This window comes from Odoribacter sp. AF15-53 (genome assembly GCF_003479425.1).
Classification (GTDB): domain Bacteria; phylum Bacteroidota; class Bacteroidia; order Bacteroidales; family Marinifilaceae; genus Butyricimonas.
The window spans coordinates 653,588-677,920 of the sequence record NZ_QUHC01000001.1; the positions used below are offsets into that span (position 1 = coordinate 653,588).

The 24,333-nt window shown below is 46.1% G+C and carries 21 protein-coding genes; 16 read left to right on the top strand and 5 right to left on the bottom strand.

What is annotated here, in order from left to right:
* The 3 genes from DWW52_RS02645 to DWW52_RS02655 all read right to left on the bottom strand — a co-directional run bounded on the left by DWW52_RS02645 (window position 1) and on the right by DWW52_RS02655 (window position 5,937).
* Window positions 1-3,510, bottom strand: a complete 3,510-nt coding sequence (locus DWW52_RS02645; RefSeq protein ID WP_118714292.1) for a SusC/RagA family TonB-linked outer membrane protein — start codon at window positions 3,508-3,510, stop codon at window positions 1-3.
* A gap of 141 nt (window positions 3,511-3,651) precedes the next feature.
* The gene (locus DWW52_RS02650; protein WP_118713907.1) at window positions 3,652-4,872 is read right to left on the bottom strand and encodes a FecR family protein; all 1,221 of its coding nucleotides are present in this window, start codon (window positions 4,870-4,872) and stop codon (window positions 3,652-3,654) included.
* 612 nt (window positions 4,873-5,484) lie between these two features.
* Entirely contained in the window at window positions 5,485-5,937 is a 453-nt protein-coding gene (locus DWW52_RS02655; protein ID WP_118713908.1) for a DoxX protein, read from the bottom strand.
* A gap of 277 nt (window positions 5,938-6,214) precedes the next feature.
* On the opposite strand from DWW52_RS02655, the gene DWW52_RS02660 reads away from it, so the two are divergent.
* Together DWW52_RS02660 and DWW52_RS02665 are read left to right on the top strand one after the other, a co-directional pair.
* A complete protein-coding gene (locus tag DWW52_RS02660) occupies window positions 6,215-7,267 on the top strand; it encodes a winged helix DNA-binding domain-containing protein (protein ID WP_118713909.1) in 1,053 nt (350 codons plus the stop codon).
* Window positions 7,260-8,180, top strand: coding sequence for a PHP domain-containing protein (locus tag DWW52_RS02665; protein ID WP_118713910.1), 921 nt, complete (start codon window positions 7,260-7,262; stop codon window positions 8,178-8,180). The genes DWW52_RS02660 and DWW52_RS02665 overlap by 8 nt, the downstream gene beginning before the upstream one ends.
* Here DWW52_RS02665 and DWW52_RS02670 read toward each other — a convergent pair.
* Complete coding sequence (locus DWW52_RS02670) at window positions 8,149-8,694, bottom strand: RNA polymerase sigma-70 factor (protein ID WP_158582458.1); 546 nt, start codon at window positions 8,692-8,694, stop codon at window positions 8,149-8,151. The two genes, DWW52_RS02665 and DWW52_RS02670, sit on opposite strands and share 32 nt — an antisense overlap.
* Window positions 8,695-8,813: 119 nt before the next feature.
* Here DWW52_RS02670 and DWW52_RS02675 point away from each other — a divergent pair, with 119 nt between their 5' ends.
* From DWW52_RS02675 to nth, 10 genes are all read left to right on the top strand, one after another.
* Window positions 8,814-10,484 (top strand): putative transporter, encoded by a 1,671-nt coding sequence (locus tag DWW52_RS02675; protein ID WP_118713912.1) that lies wholly within the window; start codon window positions 8,814-8,816, stop codon window positions 10,482-10,484.
* A 167-nt stretch (window positions 10,485-10,651) separates the two neighbouring features.
* Window positions 10,652-12,880: a cation-translocating P-type ATPase gene (locus DWW52_RS02680; RefSeq protein WP_118713913.1), complete on the top strand. Its 2,229-nt coding sequence runs from the start codon at window positions 10,652-10,654 to the stop codon at window positions 12,878-12,880.
* A 29-nt stretch (window positions 12,881-12,909) separates the two neighbouring features.
* Window positions 12,910-13,125: a heavy-metal-associated domain-containing protein gene (locus DWW52_RS02685; protein WP_118713914.1), complete on the top strand. Its 216-nt coding sequence runs from the start codon at window positions 12,910-12,912 to the stop codon at window positions 13,123-13,125.
* 3 nt (window positions 13,126-13,128) lie between these two features.
* Window positions 13,129-13,899, top strand: a complete 771-nt coding sequence (locus DWW52_RS02690) for a YaaA family protein (protein WP_118713915.1) — start codon at window positions 13,129-13,131, stop codon at window positions 13,897-13,899.
* Window positions 13,900-14,030: 131 nt separating this feature from the next.
* Window positions 14,031-14,780: a CDGSH iron-sulfur domain-containing protein gene (locus DWW52_RS02695; protein ID WP_118713916.1), complete on the top strand. Its 750-nt coding sequence runs from the start codon at window positions 14,031-14,033 to the stop codon at window positions 14,778-14,780.
* Between the two features lie 183 nt (window positions 14,781-14,963).
* Complete coding sequence (locus tag DWW52_RS02700; protein WP_233556662.1) at window positions 14,964-15,725, top strand: DUF1295 domain-containing protein; 762 nt, start codon at window positions 14,964-14,966, stop codon at window positions 15,723-15,725.
* Between the two features lie 9 nt (window positions 15,726-15,734).
* The gene (locus DWW52_RS02705) at window positions 15,735-16,961 is read left to right on the top strand and encodes an NADH:flavin oxidoreductase (RefSeq protein WP_118713918.1); all 1,227 of its coding nucleotides are present in this window, start codon (window positions 15,735-15,737) and stop codon (window positions 16,959-16,961) included.
* A 13-nt stretch (window positions 16,962-16,974) separates the two neighbouring features.
* Entirely contained in the window at window positions 16,975-17,790 is an 816-nt protein-coding gene (locus tag DWW52_RS02710) for an SDR family oxidoreductase (RefSeq protein ID WP_118713919.1), read from the top strand.
* A gap of 126 nt (window positions 17,791-17,916) precedes the next feature.
* A complete protein-coding gene (locus DWW52_RS02715; protein ID WP_118713920.1) occupies window positions 17,917-18,750 on the top strand; it encodes an SDR family oxidoreductase in 834 nt (277 codons plus the stop codon).
* Between the two features lie 33 nt (window positions 18,751-18,783).
* On the top strand, window positions 18,784-19,425 hold the full coding sequence (gene nth, locus DWW52_RS02720; RefSeq protein WP_118713921.1) for an endonuclease III: 642 nt from the start codon (window positions 18,784-18,786) through the stop codon (window positions 19,423-19,425).
* Between the two features lie 190 nt (window positions 19,426-19,615).
* On the opposite strand, the gene DWW52_RS02725 is transcribed toward nth, so the two are convergent.
* Window positions 19,616-21,721: a M3 family metallopeptidase gene (locus DWW52_RS02725; protein ID WP_118713922.1), complete on the bottom strand. Its 2,106-nt coding sequence runs from the start codon at window positions 21,719-21,721 to the stop codon at window positions 19,616-19,618.
* 116 nt (window positions 21,722-21,837) lie between these two features.
* On the opposite strand from DWW52_RS02725, the gene DWW52_RS02730 reads away from it, so the two are divergent.
* The 4 genes from DWW52_RS02730 to DWW52_RS02745 all read left to right on the top strand — a co-directional run bounded on the left by DWW52_RS02730 (window position 21,838) and on the right by DWW52_RS02745 (window position 23,798).
* Entirely contained in the window at window positions 21,838-23,097 is a 1,260-nt protein-coding gene (locus DWW52_RS02730; RefSeq protein WP_118713923.1) for a 4Fe-4S binding protein, read from the top strand.
* A gap of 98 nt (window positions 23,098-23,195) precedes the next feature.
* Entirely contained in the window at window positions 23,196-23,438 is a 243-nt protein-coding gene (gene rpmB, locus DWW52_RS02735) for a 50S ribosomal protein L28 (RefSeq protein WP_027202637.1), read from the top strand.
* A gap of 11 nt (window positions 23,439-23,449) precedes the next feature.
* Entirely contained in the window at window positions 23,450-23,638 is a 189-nt protein-coding gene (rpmG, locus tag DWW52_RS02740) for a 50S ribosomal protein L33 (protein WP_027202636.1), read from the top strand.
* Between the two features lie 7 nt (window positions 23,639-23,645).
* The gene (locus DWW52_RS02745; RefSeq protein ID WP_072025905.1) at window positions 23,646-23,798 is read left to right on the top strand and encodes a DUF4295 domain-containing protein; all 153 of its coding nucleotides are present in this window, start codon (window positions 23,646-23,648) and stop codon (window positions 23,796-23,798) included.
* Window positions 23,799-24,333 lie beyond the last annotated feature (535 nt).

Below are 24,333 nucleotides of genomic sequence, written 5' to 3' on the forward strand. Positions count from 1 at the left end.
TTAGAATTTTAATGTTAGACCTAACGTTAGTTTGCGGGCTAGGGGATAAGACGCTCCCACGTCCTCGCCGTTGCGAATGTCCACGATTTCGGGCTCGATGCCGGAGTAGTTGGTGAACGTGCATAGATTTTCTCCACTGGCAAAGATGCGGAGTTCTCCCAGTCCGCATTTTTGCATCCAGACCTTAGGTAGGGTGTAGCCGATGGAGAGGGTTTTAATCTTTAACCAGTTTACTTTTTCAACATTCCGGTCAACGTATCGCCCGCCCCACAGGTAGGTGTCCCAGTCGTATTGCCATTTCGGAAAGTCGGGGGTGTCGCCGGGTTTTTCCCAGAAAGATACCTTGTCGAGGTTCATCACGATTGCCGGGTATTCGGCGGCCCCGAAGCCGGATAAGGTTCTTGTGCGAGTGATGTTTAACATGTGGCGTCCTAGTTGAAAGCTTAATAATAGGTTGATATCGAAGTTTTTCCACTGGAACTCGTTCACGATTCCTCCCGTGATTTTTGGGAGGGCGCTGCCACAATATACCTCGTCGTCAAAGGCTGTTATTTTGCGGTTGCCGTCCACGTCCACGAATTTGTAGTCTCCCGGTTTGTAGAAGGTTGCACTTCCCATTTCAGAGGCCAAGGGTGCTTTTATTCCTATTTGGTTGTAATAGACAGGGACTTCCTCCTGGTAATTCACGTACCCGTCTGTCTTTAGTGCGTATACCCCGTTTAGTGATTTCCCGATGACCCTGACGCCATCCAGGTCCTTGCCCGTGTATGATTTCTCGAAACGGTTCCAGTTGCGGGCGGCGTTCACGGATATTTTCCAGTATAGATCGGGTTTGCGGAATATCTCGTATTTGACCATTAGTTCTAATCCTTCATTCGACACGGCGGCCGTGTTCCTCCATTGCATGTTGTAGCCCGTGTTTATCCCGGCACTCGGTAGACGTACGCGATCCAGTAGTTTGTCGGTGTAACGGTAGTAATAATCTATCGTGATGCTCAAGCGGTGGTCGAACATGTCGAGGTCCAGTCCGAAATCGTACTGGTCTGTTTCTTCCCAGGATAATTCATTGTTGTAAAGGCCATCGCCCCATTGTGGCTCGATGTAGCCGTTTCCGAGATAGGAGGTTCCCCCGACATTCATGATCCCCAGGGCCAGGTAGTTCTGGGAGAAATGCATTCCCGAACGCCCCCAGCTGGCTCGGAGTTTTCCGAAGGATACCCAACCGAAGTTATCTCGTATGAAATCTTCTTCCGAGAAGCTCCATGCGGCCGCAATGGAAGGGAAGGTTCCCCAACGGTTGCTTTTTCCGAACGTGGAACTGCCGTCTCGGCGGATGCTGGCAGAAAAGAGGTATTTATCCTTGTAGCCGTATTCTAAGCGGGCAAAGTAGGATACCAGTGATTTTTCCTGCATGTCCGACTGGTAGTCTTTTAGTGCCCGTACTTCAGTGTAATCACCCCAGCCCACGGTTTCAAGGTCCGGCATCCCGTAGGGGGCGTAATAGATTTTGTCGCTCGGTGATTTCCGGGCTGATCCTCCATTGTATTCTTCCTGGTCATACTGGTAGGAGAAGCCGACGATGAAATCAATGCCGTGGTTTTCTTGGATGATCTTTTTGTAGCTTAATAGATTTTCGTTTAAAACCATGAGGTTGATGCCTGTCTCGCCGATTGAAATGGAGTTGTTGTCACTGGACAGGTACGAGGGGGAGAAATAGTTCCTGCGACTTATGGCGTAGTCGGCTGCAAGCGAGCTTGATATGTTGAGGCCATCGATGATGTCGTAACCCAGCCGGAAGTTGCTGCGCAGGCGGATCGCCCGGTTCGTTTCTTTGGTTCCCTCGTACGCTTTTAGTACTTCCTGCCACACGACGGAGTTCTCGCCGGGGAGCAACGAGGAAAGTTTGTAGGGTTCGCCGGGGATGGTTTCAACGGGGACCAAGGCTCCACTGAAGCGCAAGTGGTCGTCAGCGCTGGAGGAAGCCCTTTTCTTTTGTGCCAGGGAGGCGTTGAAGCGAATATCGACGTTTAATTTAGGAACTGGGATAACACTCATGTTGGAATTCAAGTCAATACGTTTGAACCCGGTTCCCTTGAAAACACCCGTTTCGTTGTAGTAGCCCAACCCGATGCCGTAAGTAACTCGCTCGCTCCCGCCGTAAGTTTGTACGTTTGCGTTTGTTACTTTACCCGTTTCGAAATAGATGGGGAAGAAGTTGGTCGAGTGGTTGTAGAAAGCATTCAGGCTATCCTGATACATGCTTCCGTTTCCTTCCGGCACGTTGTTTTTGTCCGGGTACCAGAACCCGTTGTACATTCCTTGGGTGTTCTCGTATTGCTCCCATAGACTTTGGGGGTACTTGTAACTGTTGGTTTTCTTGTCCAAGTAGGCACGGTACCGGTTTTCAGTGCTTTTCAGACGTAGTAACCTTTCGGCCCGTCCGGTTGTTAGTGCCGGGAATTCGGGGAGAATGCTCCATGTTTCGGAGAAGTTCACGGAAAAGGTGGCATTCTGGTTTTGTCTCCCTTTCTTTGTTGTCACGATGATTACCCCGTTTGCCGCTCTCGAACCGTATATCGCCGCAGAGGAAGCATCTTTTAGTATCTGTATGGATTCGATCATGTCGGGATTCAGGTCTGACAGTAGGTTCGTACCCGTGATGGGAGAGGTGAAGGAATTTAAAGGAACCCCGTCAATTACCCACAATGGGTTCGAGAATCTTCGCCCGGCTTCAACGTCAAGCGAGTTGTATCCCCTGACCGTGATTGCCACGTCACCGCCACCGGGGGCCCCGGAAAGATTGGTGATGTCAAGCCCTGCCACGCGTCCTTGTAAAAGATTGGCGATGTTGGCGGACGGAATTCCTTTGAATTCTTCCGCTTTTACCACGGAAACGGCTCCTGTTGATTTCCTGCGGGTTGTTGTCCCGTAGGCGACGACAACCGTCTCGTCGAGGGTTTGAATATCTTCTTCCAGGGTAATGCGGAGCGTGTCCGTCCTTTCCGTGAAATTTACTTTCTGGGACTTGAAACCGACAAACGAGAATTCTAGCGTGCCTTTGGTTATGGGAAGTTGCAAGGAGAACCACCCATTGTTGTTCGTGGCCGTTCCGATGTTGGTATTGGCAAGTTTTATGGTTACGCCTGGGATCGGGGTCTTTTTCTTGTCGTGTACCCAGCCTTTCAGAGTGATGGATTTCTTTTCATCCATTGTACTGATTTTTAGCTTGATGACGATAGCGTTGTTTAAGACGACGTATTCCAGGTTCGTGTGTTTCAGGCATTTTTCGAGAATCTTTTCCACGTCAACTTCCGTCTCGTTTAAGTTGATACCTTTTACGGGAATGATATCTTCGTTGTTGTACATGAACGTGAAATGAGTTTGCTGCTTGAGTTCCCAGATAACTTCTTCCAGGGTGGCGTTTTGTTTCTTGATCGTGACCGTCTGTGCGTGCAGACTTGCGAAAGTCTGGACCACGAAACACGTAAGTAATAGAAAGGTTAGTTTCATACATCTAATAATTTTTTGCAATTTTCCCCTTAACGGAAAATCACTCTTCCATCTTTTTTTCATACCTTTGAAATGTTTTAATTATAACTAATTAATACAGAGGATCGGGAAATGTTGGCGCAGGCCCCGATCCTTTATTTATTATCGGGCGTGAATGGTAATGGTGTTTGCCTTGCGGATGGCAACCACTTTACCGCTTTCGTTGATAATTTCCAGTAAGTCGTCAATGTTTTCGTATCGACCCAAGTTAGCTGAAATACGGATGTCTTTCACTTCCGGGGAAGAGTAGAATACCGTCATCTTGTACCACCGGGCAAGATCGTTCATCACTTCCTCCATACGTTGGTTGCGGAATACGAACATGCCTTCGATCCATCCCGTGTAAACTTCCGTATCTACTTTTTGCACGGACGTTTTTCCGGTCGTCTTGTCTAACCTGAATTGTTCGGAAGGGGTTAGCTGGACGTGCGTATGATCGGTGTATGCCCGCACGGAACCTTCCACGAGGGTGGCATGGACGACAGCTTCGGTGGAGTAGGATTTCACGTTGAATTTTGTTCCCGTCACTTGTACCTTCATACCTTCCGTGTTCACGATAAATGGCCACTCTGCAGCCTTATTTACCTCGAAGTACCCTTCTCCGTCGAGGAAGACTTCCCGTTGCTCTTTTCCAAATTCCACCGGGTATCGTAATGTTGATTCACAGTTTAACCATACTTTTGTCCCGTCGGCTAGCGTGACTTGATAGTCGGCCCCGGCCGGGATGCGTAGGGTATGATACACGATGTCCTGTGATGTTTGTTCTTCCTTGTCGGTCGGGGATTTTCCCGTTATTTTTCTCGAATCCCCCCGGTAGGAGAGCATTTTCATCGTGTCGTTTGTGATTAACGCTCCATCTACTACCTTTTGATTGAATTCCAATCGTGACAGGTCGATAATTTCTCCCGTGGATACAATCAACTCGGCACTTCGTTTTCCCACGTGTTCCATTTTTGCAGAAAGAATAGGTTTGTCATTGTCTTTCTGTTGTAACAACCAACCACCTGCCAAGGCTAGTAATATGCATATCCCGGCAGCAACGGAGTACCATATTTTCTGTTCGGCTCTTCTTCTCTTCCTGTCCGGTTTCAAGGTGTGGGTATCCTCTTGCATCTGTTTCCACAGTTGTTGCCATTCCAGCTCCGGTTCCACCTGCTGGCCATATTCTTTTTGTAGAAATGCCATCCGGTTCGTGATCACCTCCTCGAACACCCGCTTGTTCGTCTCCTCCTGCAGCCAGCTCACGAATTCTTCCTCCAATAACCGTTCCGGCTCCCGAAGTCGTTCTAGAATGTATTCTATCTTTTCGTGTTTTTCTTCCATTTTTCTTTATTTTCTCCTTTCTGTTATATTCACAGGTGAACTTGGAAAATGGGTGGGTGAAAAAAGATATTTTTTTAGAAAATTTTTCTTTGGTGGGGTTTGAGGGGAAGTTGTTGGTGTATAAGTTGGTTGTATAAAAGGAGTTCTGGATAAACAGTTAGCATTTCTGCTATAGTTGGATTCGTTATTCTAGAGGGTATATCTATTTCGGCGATGCGTCCTTTACATCCTTTATTGGCGGGTGTAAACCAGGAACACATAACTTTTGATAGGAGTGATCGTCCGAAACTTTATGAAGTGAAAATAAGAGATGCTAATGGTAACGAGTTGAGTGAAGATGTAATTGATAAATTACTTGAGGGGACGGATAGGAGTCTAAGACGTAAATGGATTACTGATAACATGAGGGCAAAAGGTTTCTTTAGTATATGATATTGCTATCGATTTGAGAACTTTATTTGCTGTTTCTGTGAATAAGCATGAACCAGAGTTGAGGGTAAAGACGGTAGATAAATTAAAGCAAGATGGATGGGTAGGAGGAGAAAATGTTTTTGGGGATTGTTTGATAATGCTTGAACCTATCTTTGTCTAGCTTAGTTGATACCAAGTGATTTAAATAGCATTTCGCGATGTTCTTTGAGATGCTGGTGATATTTTAGTTCCATTCTCTTTGTAAAGTAAAAAAGCACATGCGGTAGCTGCAAATACGCTATAATCTAATGGCGCTTTTATATTCAAAGAGAACAACATAGAAAAAGCGAAAGTTAGTAATAAAATACCACTAAGAAGAGCAACCAAACGTTTTTGAAAACCTATTAATAACAGTATGCCGAGAATGATTTCTGCTATTGTGGCTGCCCAGGCAAATAGCGGTAACAAAATTTTTGGAACGCAGGGCAATAAAACTCCAGTGTAAGCGGTAAAACTTTTCATGTTTCCCCAAACAACATTTTCACTTCCCAATAAGGGAGTCCATAAACCTAAGCGGTCTGCAACTGCTGATAAGAACCCTAGGGCAATAGCTATGCGAGCAAACAAAGAAAAATAATCTATTTTTTTGACCATATAATTCGTGTTATAATTGTTGGTTTTCAGAATCAAGTAACAATTTTTGTTTATAAAACGGGTAAAAGAGGTTATATGTTTCAGAGGGGATAGGTAAATGTGTCAATGATCGTACTGGAATTAAGTAGAATAGTAACTTTGACAATCTTCACATTTTCATCCGTGGCTATTAATTGAACTAGGTATAACAGGAAATCGTTGGATAGCTTGGAATTATTTTGTTGTCTTTTGATTTTATTGCTGGTAGTTTTCTTTTATTTTTGTCAAAAATGGAAATATGATAACAGATATTCGATTGAGAAGTCAGCAGTTAGTGAATCCGGGTTTTGATGATCCTCGGGAGCTCGTGGCGTGGATGGGGGCGATTCAGGGGCAGGATTATAATATGGCGAAGTGGGCCGTTGGGGTGAGGTTGAAGAAGGCAAATTTGCAGAAGGTGGAGGAAGCGTTGGAAAAAGGGGAGATTTTGCGGACTCACGTGATGCGTCCGACGTGGCATCTGGTGGCGGCTGAAGATATTCGTTGGATGATAAAATTGTCGGGTAGGCGGATAAAGTCGGCATACGAATCTTATTGGCGACATCATGAAATAACAGAAGAGTTACATGGTAAATGTAATGATTTGATCGTGGCCGCGTTGGAGGGTAACAAGAGTCTGACTCGTCAAGAAATCGGAGAGGTGTTGAGTCGGGCGGGTATTGTTGTTGATGATTCTCGGATCGGATGTTTCGTGGGACGGGCGGAAGTGGATGGGGTTATCTGTAGCGGGGTGGATAAAGGTAAGCAAAGGACTTATGCGTTGTTGGACGAGCGTGTCCCGGCAACGAGCGAGTTACATCGGGAGGAGGCGTTGGCAAAGTTGGCTATAAAATATTTCAGGAGTCATTCTCCTGCCAGTTTACAGGATTTTGTATGGTGGTCCGGGTTATCGGTGTCGGAGGCGAAACAGGCGATCGGGTTGATTGATGCGGAACTGATCACGGAGCGTATGGAGGGGAACGATTGGTTTATTCATGAATCTTGTGGACGGAGGGTAAGGACGAAACGTGTTTTGCATTTGTTACCCTCTTATGACGAGTATCTTATTAGTTATAAAGATCGTTCGATGAGCATAAATCCGGAGTACTATGCCAAGGCTTTCAATACGTTCGGGTTATTTTATCCTGTGATTTTGTGTAACGGGAAGATTGTCGGAAATTGGAAAATGGTCAAAAGAAAACAGACGGTGATCGAGTCTTCGTTTTTCGTGCCGGATATTGATGTTGACGAGGAAGAGTTGAGTAAGGCAAAAGAGCGATTCAGGATATTTAATGATAAAGATAATGGATAAAATAGATTTACATATTCATTCCACGTATAGTAGCGACGGGGAATTGGAAGTTTTGCAGGTAGTGGGGGCATGTGTTGAGAATCGGGTGAATACGTTTTCGATTACGGATCATAACAGCGTGCGGGGAACTCGTGAAGCTATTGAGATTGCTAGAGAACGGGCACTTGATTTTATACCGGGGATCGAGATTGATTGCGTGTTTAACGGGGTTGACTTGCATGTCTTGGGGTTTGGTGTTGACTGGCAAAGTCGGGATTTTGAGGAGTTGGAGAAAGATATTTCCCGGAAGGTGATGGATTCTTTCTCCGGTATGATTGATAATCTGGATCGCTTGGGGATAAAGGTGGATGCGGGAGAAGTTTTGAATAAGGCCGGGGAAAAACTTCCCACGGGTGAATTGATTGCGGAAGTTTTGCTAGGGGATAAAAAATACGAGTGTCCGGGGTTATTGCCTTACCAAGCGGGGGGAGCGAGGGGCGACATGCCGTATCTCAATTTTTATCATGATTTTTTCTCTCAGGGAAAGCCCGCGTACGTGAAGATTGATTATATGGAGTATAAGGATGTGATAGAATTGATTATGGATAACGGGGGAATACCGGTTATAGCTCATCCTGGCTTGAATTTAAAGGGAAAAGAGGAGCTAGTTGAGAAATTACTGGATCGAGGGGCTTGTGGAATGGAGGTATTTAATAATTATCATGATGAACGTCAGATGGATTATTTTGCTCATGTCGTGCAACAGAGAAATTTATTGATGACGGGCGGGAGTGATTTTCACGGTAAGACGAAACCGCTTATCCGGATAGGAGAGTACAAGAGGGATGAACGATACATGGAATATTTACAAGATAGTGTCTTGAAATTAAAGAGGCAGGTTGTTACGTCTGTGAATTTGGATTCGAGAGAATGAGCAGTAGCAGGGAAGCGGGAAATTCCTCCCGTAAGGTTTTTAGACCAAGGGAGATATGGGTTTTCACGGTGTTGACGGAAATGTTGAGTTCTTCAGCGATTTCTTTGTATTTTTTACACTCTATGAAACAGAGTTGCATGACTTGTGAGCAGCGTTCGGGGAGATGGTTGATTCGCTCCATGATCTGTTCAATAAGCTCTTCTCGTGCGGAATCGTCGGAAAGGGTATAGGTCGGATCATCGGCAAGATGCTGCTGCATGTGAGTATGTCGGATTTTTTGATGTTCCAGGTAATTGAGGGCCCGGTTTCGGGTGAGATTGAGCAGGTAGGGAAGTATGGGACGGGAGAAATCGACCGAGTTCCAGTGGTTCCATAGACTGAGAAAGGCGTCATGAACAATATCCTTGGAGGCATCCAAGTCATTTACTAGACTCATGGCGTGGAAGCAAAGCGTCCGGTAATGTTGTTTGAATATTTGCTCGAAAGTCGAGCAGGCCTGTTTGTTAGTTTGCACACGTTCCATGTTTCAACATTGGTTATTCGCAAAGTTAGAATAAATGAGAATAAAAACAAAATAGCTTCTAGTACGTATTCCTGTTTTTTTAGTTAATTTTGACATCCAAAGAGAAGATTATGGAATGGTTGACTAGTTTATTGACGGAACATTCGGTGATACAGGCAGTAATCGTTGTATCGCTGGTGTCGGCGGTGGGGTTGGCATTGGGGAAAATCAGCATGTGGGGCGTGTCCTTGGGAGTGACGTTTGTGTTTTTTGCGGGGATTATGGCGGGACATCTCGGGTTGTCGATTGATCCGCAGATGTTGAATTACGCCGAGAGTTTCGGGTTGATTATTTTCGTTTACGCGTTGGGATTGCAGGTTGGGCCCGGTTTTTTCTCTTCCTTGGGGAAGGGAGGCTTGAAGTTGAATATGCTGGCGATGCTGGTCGTGTTGTTGGGAATCGTGATGACGTTGGGATTTCATTGGACAACTGGGGTGTCGCTGCCGGATATGATGGGAATTCTGAGCGGGGCGGTGACGAACACGCCAGCTTTGGGAGCCGCTCAGCAGACGTTGAAGCAGTTGAATGATCCCGCTATTCAACAATCGGATATGGCGTTGGGATGTGCCGTAGCTTATCCGTTGGGTGTTGTCGGGGTGATTCTTGCCATTATTTTTGTCCGTAAACTTTTTGCTTCTAGTATTTTCTTCAAAAAGGAGAATGAGGATAAACATAAGAAGACGGTGGTGATGGGATTTCTCGTGAGTAATCCGGGAGTGATCGGGAAGACAATTCAGGAGATCGCCCGACAATCGGCCAAGAAATTCGTTGTATCCCGGTTATGGCGGGAGGATAAAGCGATTATTCCAGCTTCCGATACGTTGGTGAAAGAGGGGGATTGTTTGTTGGCAATCACGACGGAGGGGGATGTCGAGGCGTTGGCCATGCTGATCGGGCAACGGGACGCGAGGGATTGGAATAAGGAAGATATTGATTGGGACACGATTGATAGCCAACTGGTGTCGCATCGTATCGTGATCACTCGTCCCGAAATTAACGGGAAACGATTGGGAGCGTTACGGTTGAGGAACCTGTACGGGATTAACATTACCCGCATTTACCGGGCGGGAATCGTGTTGCTGCCTACGCCTGATTTGACCTTACAGGTGGGTGACCGTCTGACGGTAGTCGGGGAGGAAGCGGCGATTGCTAACGTGGAGAAGGTGGTGGGTAATGCCGTGAAGGATTTGGATGAGCCGAATCTGGTGGCTATTTTCATCGGGATGGTGTTAGGATTGTTGCTCGGATCGGTTCCTTTGACTATTCCGGGAATCAGTTTACCGGTGAAGTTAGGATTGGCGGGAGGGCCGATAGTCATGGGAATTCTCGTGGGTGCGTTCGGTCCCCGGATTCACATGGTTACTTACACGACGATTAGTGCCAACTTGATGCTTCGGGCTTTGGGACTTTCCATGTATCTTGCCTGTCTGGGACTTGATGCGGGGACTCATTTCTTCGAAACAGTATTCCGCCCGGAAGGGGCGCTGTGGGTGGCTTTGGGATTTGCGATTACGGTAGTTCCGGTGTTGTTGGTGGCGGTCATCTCGATCAAGTGGTTGAAAATAGATTTCGGTTCGATAACCGGTATGTTGTGTGGGAGTATGGCAAACCCGATGGCTCTGAATTACGTGAATACCACGATAGAGAGTGATACCCCTTCGGTAGCCTATGCGACGGTTTACCCGTTGACGATGTTCATGCGGGTGATTATGGCCCAGGTGATATTGATGTTATTTCTGTAAGTCGGGGAAAAATCCTCGTAATTCGTCAATGTATCTGACGATTTCTTGTGAAAATGTTAAAATAATATAGAATGGTGGTATGGGATTTGATGCCATTATTTGTTATTAGTGGTTAGTATGTAACTTAACGTTACGGTATTCGTAAACATATATTCAAATCATGTGAAATGTTAGGAAAAGAGAATCATATAAAAGAGACTTTTCAGGTTTTGGGCATGAGCTGTGCCGTTTGCGCTTTAAATGTGGAAACGACACTCAATGCCCAAAAGGGGGTTTACGGGGCAAAGGTAAATTTTGCCGGGTCCACGGTTCTGGTGGATTACAACCCGCGAGAGGTGACCCCGGCGGAACTTCAAAAAGCGGTGGAGGCTTCGGGATATGAACTGGTGGTGGAGAATACGGAAGACGTGGAACAGGCCGATCGTTTGCAACGAGAGGAGTTTCTTGCCCTGAAGCGAAAGACAATAGGGGCTATCGTGTTGGCAATACCCGTGTTCGTGATTGGTATGTTCTTTATGCACATGCCTTACGGGAATTGGATCATGCTTGCTTTTACAGTCCCGGTGATGGCGTTTTTTGGAAGGGACTTTTTTGTTCATGCTTACCTGCAATTAAAACATGGACGAGCGAATATGGATACGCTAGTGGCTGTAAGCACTGGCGTGGCTTTTTTGTTCAGCCTGTTTAACACGATATGGCCGAAGTATTGGACGAGTCGGGGATTGGAAGCTCATGTGTACTATGAGGCGGCAGCCGTGATTATCGCATTGATTTTGTTAGGGCGTTTGCTGGAGGCCAAGGCGAAATTCAGTACCTCCACGGCGATCAAGAAGCTGATGGGGTTACAACCTAAGACGGTAGTTAAAATTTTAGCTGATGGTAGCGAGATAGAAGTGCCAATCCGGGAAGTCATGGTAGGTGATACTTTGGTCGTGAAACCCGGGGAGAAAATCCCCGTGGACGGGGAGGTCACGGAAGGGGCTTCGTTCGTGAACGAGAGCATGATTACGGGCGAGTCGATACCCGTGGAGAAGGTGAAAGGGCAACTCGTGTATGCCGGAACGATCAACGAGAAGGGAAGTTTCCGCTTCCGTGCCGATAAGGTGGGGGGAGAAACCGTTCTGGCGAATATTATTCGTATGGTGCAGGAGGCCCAGGGAAGTAAAGCTCCCGTGCAGAAGTTGGTGGACCGTATCGCCGGGATATTTGTTCCGGTGGTGATGGGAATTGCGGTGGTCACTTTTATCGTGTGGATGTTGATCGGGGGCGACTTGGCTTTCACGCATGCCTTGCTGACTTCGATAACGGTATTGGTTATTGCTTGCCCGTGTGCCTTGGGATTGGCAACGCCGACGGCTATTATGGTTGGAATCGGTAAAGGGGCGGAACATAATATATTGATCAAGGATGCGGAAAGTCTTGAGTTGATGTATAAGGTGAATGTTATCGTGCTGGACAAGACCGGGACGATTACGGAAGGAAAGCCTGTTGTGACGGATATTCACTGGACTTCGGGAGCCGAGGCTATGCGAGAGATTTCAATCCTGTTAGAAATCGAGAGGCGTTCGGAGCATCCGCTGGCTGATGCTGTGGTACAGAAATTTCGTGATTTTACCGTGAATGATGTCACGATTTCGGATTTCGAGAACCAGACCGGGAAAGGAGTCACGGCAAAAGTCGGTACGGGGGTCTATCTTGTCGGGAATAGGGCTTTGCTGGAGGCTAATGGCATGACCTTGCAGGAGGAGAACGAGAAGCTTGCTATCCGGTGGGAAGGCAACGGTAAGACGGTTGTCTTTTTTGCCGGGGAAGGTCGGGTGCTGGCGTTAATAGCTATTGCCGATAAGATCAAGGATAGTTCCCGGCAAGCCGTGGCCACGCTCCACGAGAAAGGGATCGAGGTGTACATGCTCACCGGGGATAATGCGTTAACGGCTCGTGCCGTGGCGGATCAGGTGGGAATCCGTCATTTCAAGGCGGAGGTGATGCCGGGGGAGAAGGCCAATTTCGTGGAAGCTTTGCAGCACGGGAGTAAGGTGGTTGCCATGGTGGGAGACGGGATTAACGATTCGCAAGCGTTAGCTCAGGCTGACGTGAGTATTGCCATGGGTAAGGGGTCAGATATAGCCATGGACGTGGCCAAAGTGACGTTGATTACCTCCGACCTGAACGTGATTCCTCGCGCAATAGCTCTTTCTCATCAAACGGTGCGGGCAATCCGGCAGAATTTGTTTTGGGCGTTTATTTACAATATAATCGGTATTCCTTTGGCGGCGGGGGTGTTATACGGGATCAACGGCTTTTTATTAAACCCGATGATTGCGGCTGCAGCAATGGCATTCAGTTCTGTGTCCGTGGTAACTAATAGTTTGAGGATTAAATGGAAGAAAATATGACTATTATATAAACCAATAAAAAAAGCGACATGGAAAGGAAGTTTAAATTCAGGACAACGTTAAAATGCAGTGGCTGCGTATCGAAAGTCACCCCGTTTTTGAATAGTATGAAAGATGTTATGGAATGGAGTGTTGATTTGCAACATCCGGATAAGGTGTTGACCGTTACGTTGAAGACCGGAGACACGCGTTCTGTCAGGAAAGCGTTCGAGGGGGTAGGGTATAAAATTGAAGAAATCAGGTAGGCTATGTTAATTATTTTATCACCGGCAAAGACCATGGATATGTCCGTGGAGGAACGGGAGCTTCCGGGAACGGCCCCGGAATATGCGGAAGAAGCGGAGTATCTGGCCGAGCGGATGCGGCGGTTTTCTGCATCGGATTTAGAGAAGATGTTGAAAATCAGTGATAAATTGGCAAAGGAGAATTACGAGCGTTATCAGCGATTTGGATCGCTTTCGAATCCCCGTAAACAGGCGTTACTGGCTTATAATGGGAGTGTGTTCAAGGCGATTGATCCGGCTTCGTTTTCCCTGGATGATCTGAAATACGCTCAAGATCGGCTTCGGATAATCTCCACGCTTTACGGTTTGGTACGTCCGTTAGATTTGATTCAAGCCTACCGAATTGCATTTGCCGTGAAATTGAACGATTCGGCGAAGGGGAATTTGTATGATTACTGGATTCCGAAATTAACTGCTCCATTATTGGAATCTGTCCGTAAGGCGGGTGGTGTGTTGGTGAATCTTGCCAGTATGGATATCCAAGGTGCGCTGCAAATGGAAGAGTTGCGAAAACAAGTGACGGTTATAACACCGGAATTTCAGGAGTGGCGTGATGGTAAATACGAGACCGTGCGTACCTATGCGAAGATAGCTAGGGGGATTATGACGCGGTATATTATTTTAAATCGTGTTGAGGATACCGAAGAGTTGAAGGCTTTCAGTTGGAACGGGTATACGTTTAATGCCGGAATTTCGGATCTGGAACGTTATATTTTTACGCGGGAGAAGAAATAGGAGGGGAAGGTTGCAGGTCCCAATTTCATGTTGCCTCCCAACCTGCAACTTTTTGTAAAATATTTAGCACGCAAGGAAACAAAAATGATCGTTTTCGGGTATATCTACTATAATGTAAATCAAGTTTAGCCATGAAAGAACGTAACATAGAACCGGGAACACCGATCATTGACAAGAAATATTCGATCGTAGTTGATAAGAAAGGACCTTTCCTCGTGTATGGTCGTCCCCCCATGAAACAACAGTTTATCGTGCAGAACGACGAGGGAACCTCGTGGTCATACAGGGATGGGGTGGAATATGAATTGAAAGACGAGCCGACGGCGTTATGTCGTTGCGGGGCTTCGGCGAATAAACCGTTTTGTGACGGGGCACATTTGAACGTGAATTGGGATCCCACGTTGACGGCTGATAATATCCCTTTATTGAATGAGGCTGATGTGCTTGACGGGCCCACGTTAGAGTTGACGGATAACGAGAAGTATTGTGCTTTTGCTCGTTTCTGTGATGCTTACGGGAAGGTTTGGAATCTCGTGGAAGAGTCGGATGACGAGGAAGCCCGGAAGTTGACCATACGGGAAGCCAATTATTGTCCGGCAGGTCGATTGAAAGCATGGGATAAGGATAAAGGTGAATTTATCGAGAACAAGTTGGATCCTTCATTGGTTTTGCTTGAGGACCCGCAGGAGCGTTGTAGCGGACCTTTGTTTGTGAGAGGCGGGATTCCGATTGACGATACCGAGGGTGTGAGATATGAACTTCGTAACCGGGTTACGTTGTGCCGTTGCGGGGCTTCTTCCAACAAGCCTTTCTGTGATGGAACGCATGCTAGTATCCGTTTCCGGGACGGACTTCCGGGACCGCATGGGAATGTAAAGTAAAAGAATGTGAATCAAGAACTGATAAGTATTTGTTTGCGTGAAGATTTGTCCCCGGTGGGGTATATTTCCTAGTTAATTTCGTGATAAACGCGTGGGGACCTTTGCATTTCCATTTATAATTTAACATTTATTGGTTCTTGGCATAAAATTTGTTGGTAATCCGTGAACCAACAAATTTGTAAAATGGATGGATTTCATGTCTTTCTAGCAGTGATGACGGGGATTGCCGTTATTGTTTTTTTCGCTCTTTACTTTGTGAAGGCGGGATACGGGATGTTTTTTGATGCCAAGTGGGGGCGGCCGATTAACAATCGGTTGGGATGGGTGCTAATGGAAGCGCCTGTTTTCATTGCGATGGCTCTTTTCTGGTATTTCTCGGACAGGCGTTGTGAATTGGTCCCGTTGATTTTCTTTATTTTCTTCGAAATACATTATTTGCAACGTGCTTTTATTTTTCCTTTGTTGCTCAAAGGAAAAGGACGTATGCCTTTGGGGATTATGCTGATGGGGATCACGTTCAACGTGCTAAATGCTTGTATGCAGGGGGGCTGGATTTTTTATTTTGCCCCGGAAGGCCTTTACGCGTCAGGGTGGTTGACCTCCCCGCAGTTTATTATCGGGACGCTGGTGTTCTTCGGGGGAATGTGCATCAACATTCATTCCGATCATATTATTCGTCATTTACGTCGTCCCGGGGATACGGGACATTATTTACCCCGGGGTGGGATGTTTCGTTACGTGACTTCGGCAAATTATTTCGGGGAGATTGTGGAATGGACAGGATTTGCCATACTTACCTGGTCTCTCTCCGGTGCGGTTTTTGCCGTATGGACGTTTGCCAATCTGGTACCACGAGCTAATACGATTTATAACAAATATTCAGGGATGTTCGGGGATGAGATGAGAAAACTTCATCTTAAACGAGTGATCCCTTTTATATATTAAAGATACGATATGACACGAGAATCTAAGTTATTCACACCATTAACAATCGGACCGCTGACGTTGCGTAACCGGACTATCCGGGCCGCTGCGTTCGAGGGTATGTGTCCGGGGAATGCTCCTTCGGAGATGTTGCATGATTATCATCTTTCGGTTGCCCGGGGAGGAATCGGGATGACAACAATCGCTTATGCGGCTGTTGTTAGGAGTGGTTTGTCGTTTCCACATCAATTGTGGTTGAGGCCGGAGATTATCCCGGCGTTACGTCGGCTCACGGATGATATACATGCCACGGGTGCGGCTGCATCTATCCAGATGGGGCATTGCGGGAACATGTCGCACCGGGGTATTTGCGGGTGTACACCGATATCGGCTTCCAGTGGTTTTAATATATATTCTCCGACATGGGTAAGGGGAATGAAGAAGGAGGAGATCGTTGATATGGCGAAGGCTTTCGGGCAGGCCGTGAATATGGCGAGGGAAGCGGGATTTGATGCGGTGGAGATTCATGCCGGTCATGGTTATTTGATCAGTCAGTTCCTTTCTCCCTACACGAATCATAGGCGGGACGAGTTTGGTGGTTCGCTGGAGAACCGGATGCGGTTTATGCGTATGGTGATGGCCGAAGTGATGGAAGCGGCGGGGGATGATATGGCCGTGTTGGTGAAAATGAACACGAGGGATGGTTTCCGGGGAGGGATGGAAGTTCCGGAATGTATCGAGGTGGCTAAGGCGTTGGAAGAGGCGGGTGCGCATGCGTTGATACTGAGTGGCGGTTTCGTGAGTAGGGCCCCGATGTACGTGATGCGGGGTGCGATGCCGATAAAAAGTTTGACTTACTACATGCAACAATTCTGGTTGCCGATAGGTGTTCGGCTTGCCGGGCACCTGATGATTCCTACCGTTCCGTTTAAAGAGGCTTATTTCTTTGAAGATGCGATAAAATTCCGGGAAGCCGTGAAATTACCCCTTGTTTACGTGGGAGGATTGATATCCCGGGAGAAGATAGATATGGTGCTAGATGCTGGGTTTGACGGCGTGTCCATGGCCAGGGCTTTGTTGAACGAACCGGATTTCGTGAACCGGATGGCACGGGAAGAGAATGCCCGGAACGCTTGCGAACATGCGAATTATTGTATTGCCCGTATGTATTCTCGCGAGATGGCGTGTCATAAGCATATAAAAGATCTTCCCGGGAAGTTGTTGCGGGAATTGGAAACTGCATCTAGGAAATATTGAAACAAGATAGCTCATGGAGGTACTAAATCAGGCTAAAGCTAACCCGGTGGCTTTGGTGACAGGAGCCAGTTCCGGGATCGGTTTGGAGTATGCCCGCGAATTGTGTATCCGGGGATATGATGTCGTGATGGTTAGTAACGAGCAGGAGCGTCTTGCTCAACATGCCGTGGAGTTTGCTCGGATGTATGGGGTGCAGACATGGCCGCTTTATCTGGATTTATCCTTACCCGATGCTGCCGAACATTTACACGGGTTTTGCGTGGCGTTGGGTTTGCAGGTTGAGGTATTGGTAAATAATGCCGGTATTTTCCGTTTGAAACACGTGGTGAACCTGTCGGTTGCTATCGTACGTACGATGCTGATGTTGCACATGAACACGGTCGTGTTGCTTTGTCGCTATTTCGGTGAGGATATGAAAAAACGGGGAAAGGGCTATATTCTTAATATGTCTTCCATGTCAGCTTGGTTTCCTTATCCGGGTATTTCACTTTATGCCTCCACGAAATGTTTCCTGAAAAGTTTTTCTCGTGCCTTTCGCTTGGAAATGCTTGATTACGGGGTTAATGTCACGACGGTTTGCCCGGGTGCGATTGCTACGGATTTATATAATTTACCCCTCCATTTGCAACGATTAGCGGTGCGGATCGGGGTGATGATGAAGCCCGATACGCTTGCCCGGCGTGCGCTCAACGGAATGTTTCGTCACCGGGCACAGATGATCCCCGGGGTGATTAATTATTTCTTTATCGGGATATTGTCGCTACTGCCTTACGGAGTGGTGAGGTGGGGGATGAGGAAAGTGATGAGACAATTGAAAATGGACAATTGAAAATGAAAAGAGTCCATAAGATTCATGGCTCCCTGTGGGGCGCTTTGTCAACAGCAGCTTGTGCTGCTGAATCACGGAATCGGGGATCTCTCAATCTTAAATTTAAAATTAAAAATCTAAAATTTCATGGGTTTAGTTATCGTTACGGGAGCTAATGGAGGTATGGGACTGGCTATCACGAGGGCGATGGCTCGGATGGGTGGACCTGTAATTATGGCTTGTCGAAATGTAGAACGGGCAGCGGGAATAAGGGATGAGGTCGTGCGGGAGACGGGGAACGGACGGGTGGAGTTGCATGCGTTGGATTTGGCGTCGATTGCTTCAATCCGGGCTTTTGTCAAGGGATTGAACGGACGGGAAGTAAGCGTGTTGATCAATAATGCCGGGACGATGTGCCGGGATTTTACTACGACGGTCGACGGGTTGGAGACTACCGTGGGGGTGAATTACGTGGGGACGTGGTTGTTGACGAATTTGTTGCTCCCGAGCATGGGACTGAGAGAAAAATCCAGGATAATCAATACTTCATCGCTTACCAGTAAAATGGGACGGGTGGATGACAAGTTTTTTAAACTTGATCCGGAACATTACCGGCGTTTCAAGGCTTACCCGAATTCCAAGCTGGCCTTGTTGATGTTCACGATTGAACTTGCCCGGCGGCTGGAAGGGCGACGGGTTACCGTGAATGTCGTCGATCCGGGAGTGGTGAACACGGGGATGATCACGATGCATCGGTGGTATGACCCGTTGGCTGATTTGTTTTTCCGTCCTTTTATAAAATCACCGGAACGGGGGGCTGCCACGGCGATTCTTTTGGCCACTTCCGAGCGTTATGCCGGGGTAACAGGTGGTTTCTTCAAGGGAAAGCGGCAGGTCGAATATCCAAAAATAGCTCTTGACGGGGAAGCTTGTCGAAATTTGTGGCTTCAAACAGAGCGGTTATTGCGGGATTTAAAATAGCTTTCTTATCTTTGTGTTCAAAGAATATATGTTATGCGATTAGAGGAAAGATATGATAAGGTGTTAGCGTGGTTTCGGGAACGAATGCCGGTTGCCGATACTGAATTACATTACACTGATCCGTTCCAATTGTTGGTAGCGGTCATCTTGTCGGCACAATGTACCGATAAACGAGTGAACATGGTAACTCCCGGATTGTTCGAGCGATTCCCGGATGCATCGTCGATGTCAAAAGCGACGGTGGAGGAAATTTTTGAATTGATTAAATCAATCTCTTACCCGAATAATAAATCGAAGCATTTGTCGGCGATGGCGAAAAAATTAATGGAAGATTTCAACGGGGTGGTGCCGGATGATTTCGAGTTGTTGCAGACGTTACCCGGCGTGGGACGCAAGACGGCAAACGTCATGGAGGCGGTGGCTTTCAAACGTCCGGCAATGCCTGTCGACACGCACGTGTTCCGGGTGGCCGACCGGATCGGGTTGGTGACGGGGGCCAAGACTCCGCTTGAAACGGAAAAACAACTTGTAGCGCATATCCCGGCAGAATGGTTATCAACGGCTCATCATTGGTTGATCTTGCACGGGAGGTATGTTTGCGTGGCCCGGAAACCGAAATGCGAGGAATGTGGTATTGCCGAATGGTGCCGGTATAATCAAAAAAAGCTGTCTTGACGAGAGACAGCTTTTTCACTATTTACTACTAACCCTAAAATTGGAACTACTTCGAGCATCCATTTCTTTAAAAAACGTTTTTATTACTTAGTGTGAATTCATAGAATAGATGCAGAATTTTAAAAAAGGTTGCGTGGGTGTATGAAAAAAAATCAGAGATAATTTTTTATCTCTGATTTTTTTGACTTTGCTATTTAAGTCCTTTGCGTTTTAGCAATGGATCGATGGACGGTTCTTTACCTCTGAACTTTTGATAAAGCATCATGGCATCTTCGGAACCTCCCTTGGAAAGAATGTTCTCCCGGAACGATTTTGCTTTTTCTGGATCAAAAATGTTCCCGGTCTCTCTAAACGCTTCAAAAGCATCGGCATCCAGTACTTCCGCCCAGGTGTAGGCATAATATCCCGAAGAATAGCCTCCTGCAAAGATATGTTGGAAGTAAGGACTCCGGTAGCGAACCGTGATTTCCGGGATAAGACCGATTTTTTGTAAAGTGGCTTTCTCGAACTCGTTCGGGTTTACCGGATCGGTTGTAGTGCGGGTGTGGTAAGCCATATCAAGTAACGCGGCGGCCATAAATTCAGTCGTAACGAATCCTTGATTGAAATGTCCGCTATTTTCCAGTTTATCAATTAATTCCTGGGGTATCGGTTGGCCGGTTTTATAGTGACGGGCGTAAACTTTCAACACCTCCGGGTCAGCCGCCCAGTTTTCCATAACCTGAGACGGAAGTTCCACGAAATCCCGGGGTACGGAAGTTCCTGATACTTTATTATACCTACATTGGGATAATAACCCGTGAAGAGCGTGACCGAATTCATGGAAAAGGGTCTGTGCTTCATCAAAGCTTAATAGTGCCGGAACGTCTCCTGTCGGTTTGGTGAAGTTGCAGACGTTCGTGATGATTGGTGTAACTTTTTTACCTAGTGCGGATTGTTTACGGTAGGAGTTCATCCACGCGCCGGAGCGTTTGCTTTCCCGCGGGTGGAAATCCATGTAAAGAATACCGATATGGTCACCGTTGGCTTCTTTCACCTCGAAAGCCAAGGCATCCGGGTGAGGCGTGGGGATATCCGCACGTTGGGTAAACGTGATACCATACAATTTATTCGCCGTGTAGAAGGCTCCCTCTCTTACGTTTTCTAAGGGGAAATATTGACGAAGTTCGTTTTCATCCAATCCGTACTTGGCTTTCTTTACTTTTTCAGCGTAATAACGCCAGTCCCAAGGTTGGAGTTTAAAGTTTTTCCCTTCTTTCCGGATCATGGCTTGAAGTTCCGCGGCTTCTTTTTTGGCAATCGGCAGGGCGGCATTCCAGATTTGATTGCATAGATTGTACACGTTCTCCGGTGTCTTGGCCATGTTGTTGTCCAGAACGAAAGCGGCATGGGTGTCGTAACCGAGCAATTGTGCTTTTTGTACCCGCAATGAGGTTATTTTCGAGATGATTTCTTTGTTATCGAATTCGTTGTCGTTGTTACAACGATTGATGTATGCCTTGTAGATTTTTTCTCTTAAATCCCGGTTGTCAGCGTATTGCAGGAACGGGAGCAGGCTCGGGTTGTGGAGGGTAAATACCCATTTCCCGTCTAACCCGGCGTTCTTGGCCGCGGTAGCGGCCGTGGTGATCACGTTTTCCGGTAGGCCGGAGAGGTCTTTTTTGTTATCAATAACCAGCTTGAAGCTGTTGGTTTCATTCAATAGGTTCTCGCCGAATTGCAGGCTTAGCATGGATAACTCGCTATTCAGTTTCTTGAATATTTCCTTGTCTGCCGGTGACAGGTTTGCCCCGCCTCGTACGAATCCCTGGTAATATTTATCCAGTACGGTCAATTGTTCGGGAGTCAGGTTTTCTTTCTCCTTGTTATTATACACCGTTTTGATCCGTTCGAAAAGTTTGTCGTTTAGATTGATGGCATCCCAATGAGCCGTGAGTTTCGGGGTAATCTTTTTGGCGATAGCCTTGATCGAATCGTTGGTATTCGCGCCTTGTTGGTTACCGAATACGGAGGATACTTTGTTTAGTAATTCACCGGAGGCTTCAAGAGCATCGATCGTGTTTTTGAATGTCGGGGCTTCCGGGTTGTTGATAATGGCGTTGATTTCAGCCTGATGCTGTCTCATCCCTTCCTCGTAAGCGGGGAGATAATGTTTGTTCTTGATTAAATGGAAGGGGGGAACCTCATGAGGGGTTTCGTACGCGTTGAAAAATGGATTTTCATTCTTCACTTGCCCTGATTGGCAGGATTGCAGCGCTAGTCCTACGCAACAAACTAAGTAAGTGACTTTCTTCATCTATAAATCTTGTTAATGGTTTATGAATGCTACAAATATAATTAAGTCGGGTAGATTATACAAATAAATAATTTTCTCCTTATTTTTGTACTCTTCAAAATGGATGAGCTAAAACTATGAGTGTAAAAGAAAATGTAGCAACCTTTATCACGAAATTACCCAAGGTAATTTTATTGTGCGTGATTATTTACTTGATCTCGTTGAATTTCAAAATGGCAAACGAGGAGCCTCGGGAAGAACAAGCGAAGACGGAGCTTTCGAATGTTGTACCCCTGGATGCGGTAAAAAAATATTTTCCATCGAGTACGGGAATTGAAAAAATAAACGATGTTCGTTATGACGTGAAAGCGGGGCAACAGGTGATTGGTAAATTGCTTGTCACGACCCCGATAGCGGATGATCTGATCGGTTACGCGGGGAATGTCCCGTTGTTTCTGGCCGTGTCGAACGAGGATGTGATTTTGGGACTTACCTTGTTAAATAACAGCGAGTCTCCCGGCTTTCTGAAACGATTGGAAAAAAAGAATCTATTTTCGGCATGGGACGGTAAGACGCTGGAGGAAGCGGAACAGTTGAACGTGGAGGCCGTGAGTGGGGCGACGATGTCGAGTGATGCGATCCGGGGAAGTGTGAAGAGAGCGTTAGCGTTTTACCTGGAGCGTGACGGGGGAGGTCTTGACTTGGATTGGATGAAATTATTGCAGCACGTGTTGGGCGGCGTCGTGGTACTTCTGGCATTAGCCAGCATGTTTTTGGGGGGGCGGATGAAACGTTGGCGTTATGTTCTGCAAGTATCTTCCGTGTTGATTCTTGGCTTCTGGTCCGGGTATTTTGTTTCTCTTGAATTGTTGTTTAACTGGTTGCTGAATGGAATTCCGTGGGGTGCTCGTATCTTGCTGCCTGTTATTGCCGTGTTGGCGTTGGCTTGTCCGTTATTCTTGAGTAAGGCTTATTATTGTGCTTATTTGTGTCCTTTTGGGGCTGCACAGGAGTTGATGGGGAAGATGCGCAAGAAAAAAATAGCTCCCAAAGGGGTATGGAAAAATATTTTTAAATATACCCGGATTGTTTATTTCATGGTAATTCTCGCTTTATTATTGTGGGGATTTCCCCTGGATTTGGCCTCGTTGGAGCCTTTCCCTGCATTTTTATTAACGGCAGCGACAGGGTGGGTGATCGCTTTGGCGGTGTTGTTTTTACTCTTGTCAATATTTTTTGCACGTCCCTGGTGTAACTATTTCTGTCCCACGGGTGCGTTGCTTGATTTATTGAGAAAGGCCGATACAAAGGAAAGTTCGGATAGACGGAAAAAGATGATCGGGGAGTTTGTAGCACTGGCAATCTTCCTCGTGATATTATATTTTATATTGAGGTAAAAAAAACTTGAAACTTTTTTATCGAAACATTTGATTGTTTGAATAAAAAGTGCGTAATTTGCATCCTGTTTGGAAAGCGTTTATAAAAATATTGAGAGATGTCAAGAATTTGTCAAATAACTGGAAAGAAAGCGATGGTTGGTAACCATGTTTCTCACTCGAAGAGAAGAGTGAAGAGAACATTCGAAATCAACCTGTTTAAGAGGAATTTTTATTGGCCAGAAGAAGATAGATGGATCCGTTTGAATGTATCTGCAGCCGGATTGCGCCTGATCAACAAGAAAGGTATTAGTGCTTGTTTGAAGGAAGCTACTGCCAATGGTTTAATTAAGAACGTATAAAGTAAGAAGAGATGGCAAAGAAGAGCAAAGGAAACAGAATACAGGTGATTTTGGAGTGCACGGAGCATAAAGAATCCGGTATGCCGGGAACCTCTCGTTATATCACTACCAAAAATAGAAAGAACACCCCCGAGAGAATGGAGTTGCGTAAATACAACCCGATTCTGAGAAGAGTAACTTTACACAGAGAAATAAAATAATTAAGCTATGGCAAAGAAAGTTGTTGCAACACTTAAAACAGCAGATGGTAGGGGATTTGCGAAAATCATCAAAATGGTGAAATCTCCGAAAACCGGTGCCTATACTTTTAAGGAACAAATGGTTCCTAACGATCAGGTGAAAGAAGCCGTGAAAAAGTAAGATTTTAAAATCTTCATATAAAAAAAGAGCGTTGAAAGACGCTCTTTTTTTGTTGTTCTCCTGTCGGGGGGACGAGGGGGGGATAGTAGGTTGTCGGTCCCGCGTTTCAGGTATAAGTTAATTGAAAGTTAACTGAAAGTTGATTGGAAGTTAATTAGGTCGGCAGTCAATCATTACTTGAAGTTTTGTCAAGGTGTTATTAAGGTATAGCCAAGATCCCGGAGAGGGTTGCTCGTGTTTATCAGGCAATAATATCGGGAGGAGTAGGTTAGGAAAATGTATTTTTTAAAGATGTTAAGTATTTGATTTACATTGATTTTTCTGTTTATTGAAAAAATAATATGATTTAGGGTAATTTTTTTCAAGAAAAGAGTAACCTATTTGAAATCTCCCCGTACAAGACCATAGTTTTACAACGAGAACATCAAGTGATCGATAAAAAACAATGAGTTAGTTTGAATAATTGAAAAAATAAATTTTCCTGATTTTTTTCGGGAAAAAACGAAACCTTTCTTTTTCGGAGACGTTAAAGAGA

Excerpts from the sequence above, each read along its gene's own strand:
- rpmB (WP_027202637.1), top strand. The coding sequence starts at position 23,196 with ATGTCAAGAATTTGTCAAATAACTGGAAAGAAAGCGATGGTTGGTAAC.
- DWW52_RS02725 (WP_118713922.1), bottom strand. The coding sequence starts at position 21,721 with ATGAAGAAAGTCACTTACTTAGTTTGTTGCGTAGGACTAGCGCTGCAA.
- DWW52_RS02675 (WP_118713912.1), top strand. The coding sequence starts at position 8,814 with ATGGAATGGTTGACTAGTTTATTGACGGAACATTCGGTGATACAGGCA.
- DWW52_RS02730 (WP_118713923.1), top strand. The coding sequence starts at position 21,838 with ATGAGTGTAAAAGAAAATGTAGCAACCTTTATCACGAAATTACCCAAG.
- DWW52_RS02685 (WP_118713914.1), top strand. The coding sequence starts at position 12,910 with ATGGAAAGGAAGTTTAAATTCAGGACAACGTTAAAATGCAGTGGCTGC.
- DWW52_RS02715 (WP_118713920.1), top strand. The coding sequence starts at position 17,917 with ATGGGTTTAGTTATCGTTACGGGAGCTAATGGAGGTATGGGACTGGCT.
- DWW52_RS02680 (WP_118713913.1), top strand. The coding sequence starts at position 10,652 with ATGTTAGGAAAAGAGAATCATATAAAAGAGACTTTTCAGGTTTTGGGC.
- DWW52_RS02705 (WP_118713918.1), top strand. The coding sequence starts at position 15,735 with ATGACACGAGAATCTAAGTTATTCACACCATTAACAATCGGACCGCTG.
- DWW52_RS02660 (WP_118713909.1), top strand. The coding sequence starts at position 6,215 with ATGATAACAGATATTCGATTGAGAAGTCAGCAGTTAGTGAATCCGGGT.
- DWW52_RS02665 (WP_118713910.1), top strand. The coding sequence starts at position 7,260 with ATGGATAAAATAGATTTACATATTCATTCCACGTATAGTAGCGACGGG.
- DWW52_RS02695 (WP_118713916.1), top strand. The coding sequence starts at position 14,031 with ATGAAAGAACGTAACATAGAACCGGGAACACCGATCATTGACAAGAAA.
- DWW52_RS02655 (WP_118713908.1), bottom strand. The coding sequence starts at position 5,937 with ATGGTCAAAAAAATAGATTATTTTTCTTTGTTTGCTCGCATAGCTATT.
- nth (WP_118713921.1), top strand. The coding sequence starts at position 18,784 with ATGCGATTAGAGGAAAGATATGATAAGGTGTTAGCGTGGTTTCGGGAA.
- DWW52_RS02745 (WP_072025905.1), top strand. The coding sequence starts at position 23,646 with ATGGCAAAGAAAGTTGTTGCAACACTTAAAACAGCAGATGGTAGGGGA.
- DWW52_RS02690 (WP_118713915.1), top strand. The coding sequence starts at position 13,129 with ATGTTAATTATTTTATCACCGGCAAAGACCATGGATATGTCCGTGGAG.
- DWW52_RS02645 (WP_118714292.1), bottom strand. The coding sequence starts at position 3,510 with ATGAAACTAACCTTTCTATTACTTACGTGTTTCGTGGTCCAGACTTTC.
- DWW52_RS02710 (WP_118713919.1), top strand. The coding sequence starts at position 16,975 with ATGGAGGTACTAAATCAGGCTAAAGCTAACCCGGTGGCTTTGGTGACA.
- DWW52_RS02700 (WP_233556662.1), top strand. The coding sequence starts at position 14,964 with ATGGATGGATTTCATGTCTTTCTAGCAGTGATGACGGGGATTGCCGTT.
- rpmG (WP_027202636.1), top strand. The coding sequence starts at position 23,450 with ATGGCAAAGAAGAGCAAAGGAAACAGAATACAGGTGATTTTGGAGTGC.
- DWW52_RS02650 (WP_118713907.1), bottom strand. The coding sequence starts at position 4,872 with ATGGAAGAAAAACACGAAAAGATAGAATACATTCTAGAACGACTTCGG.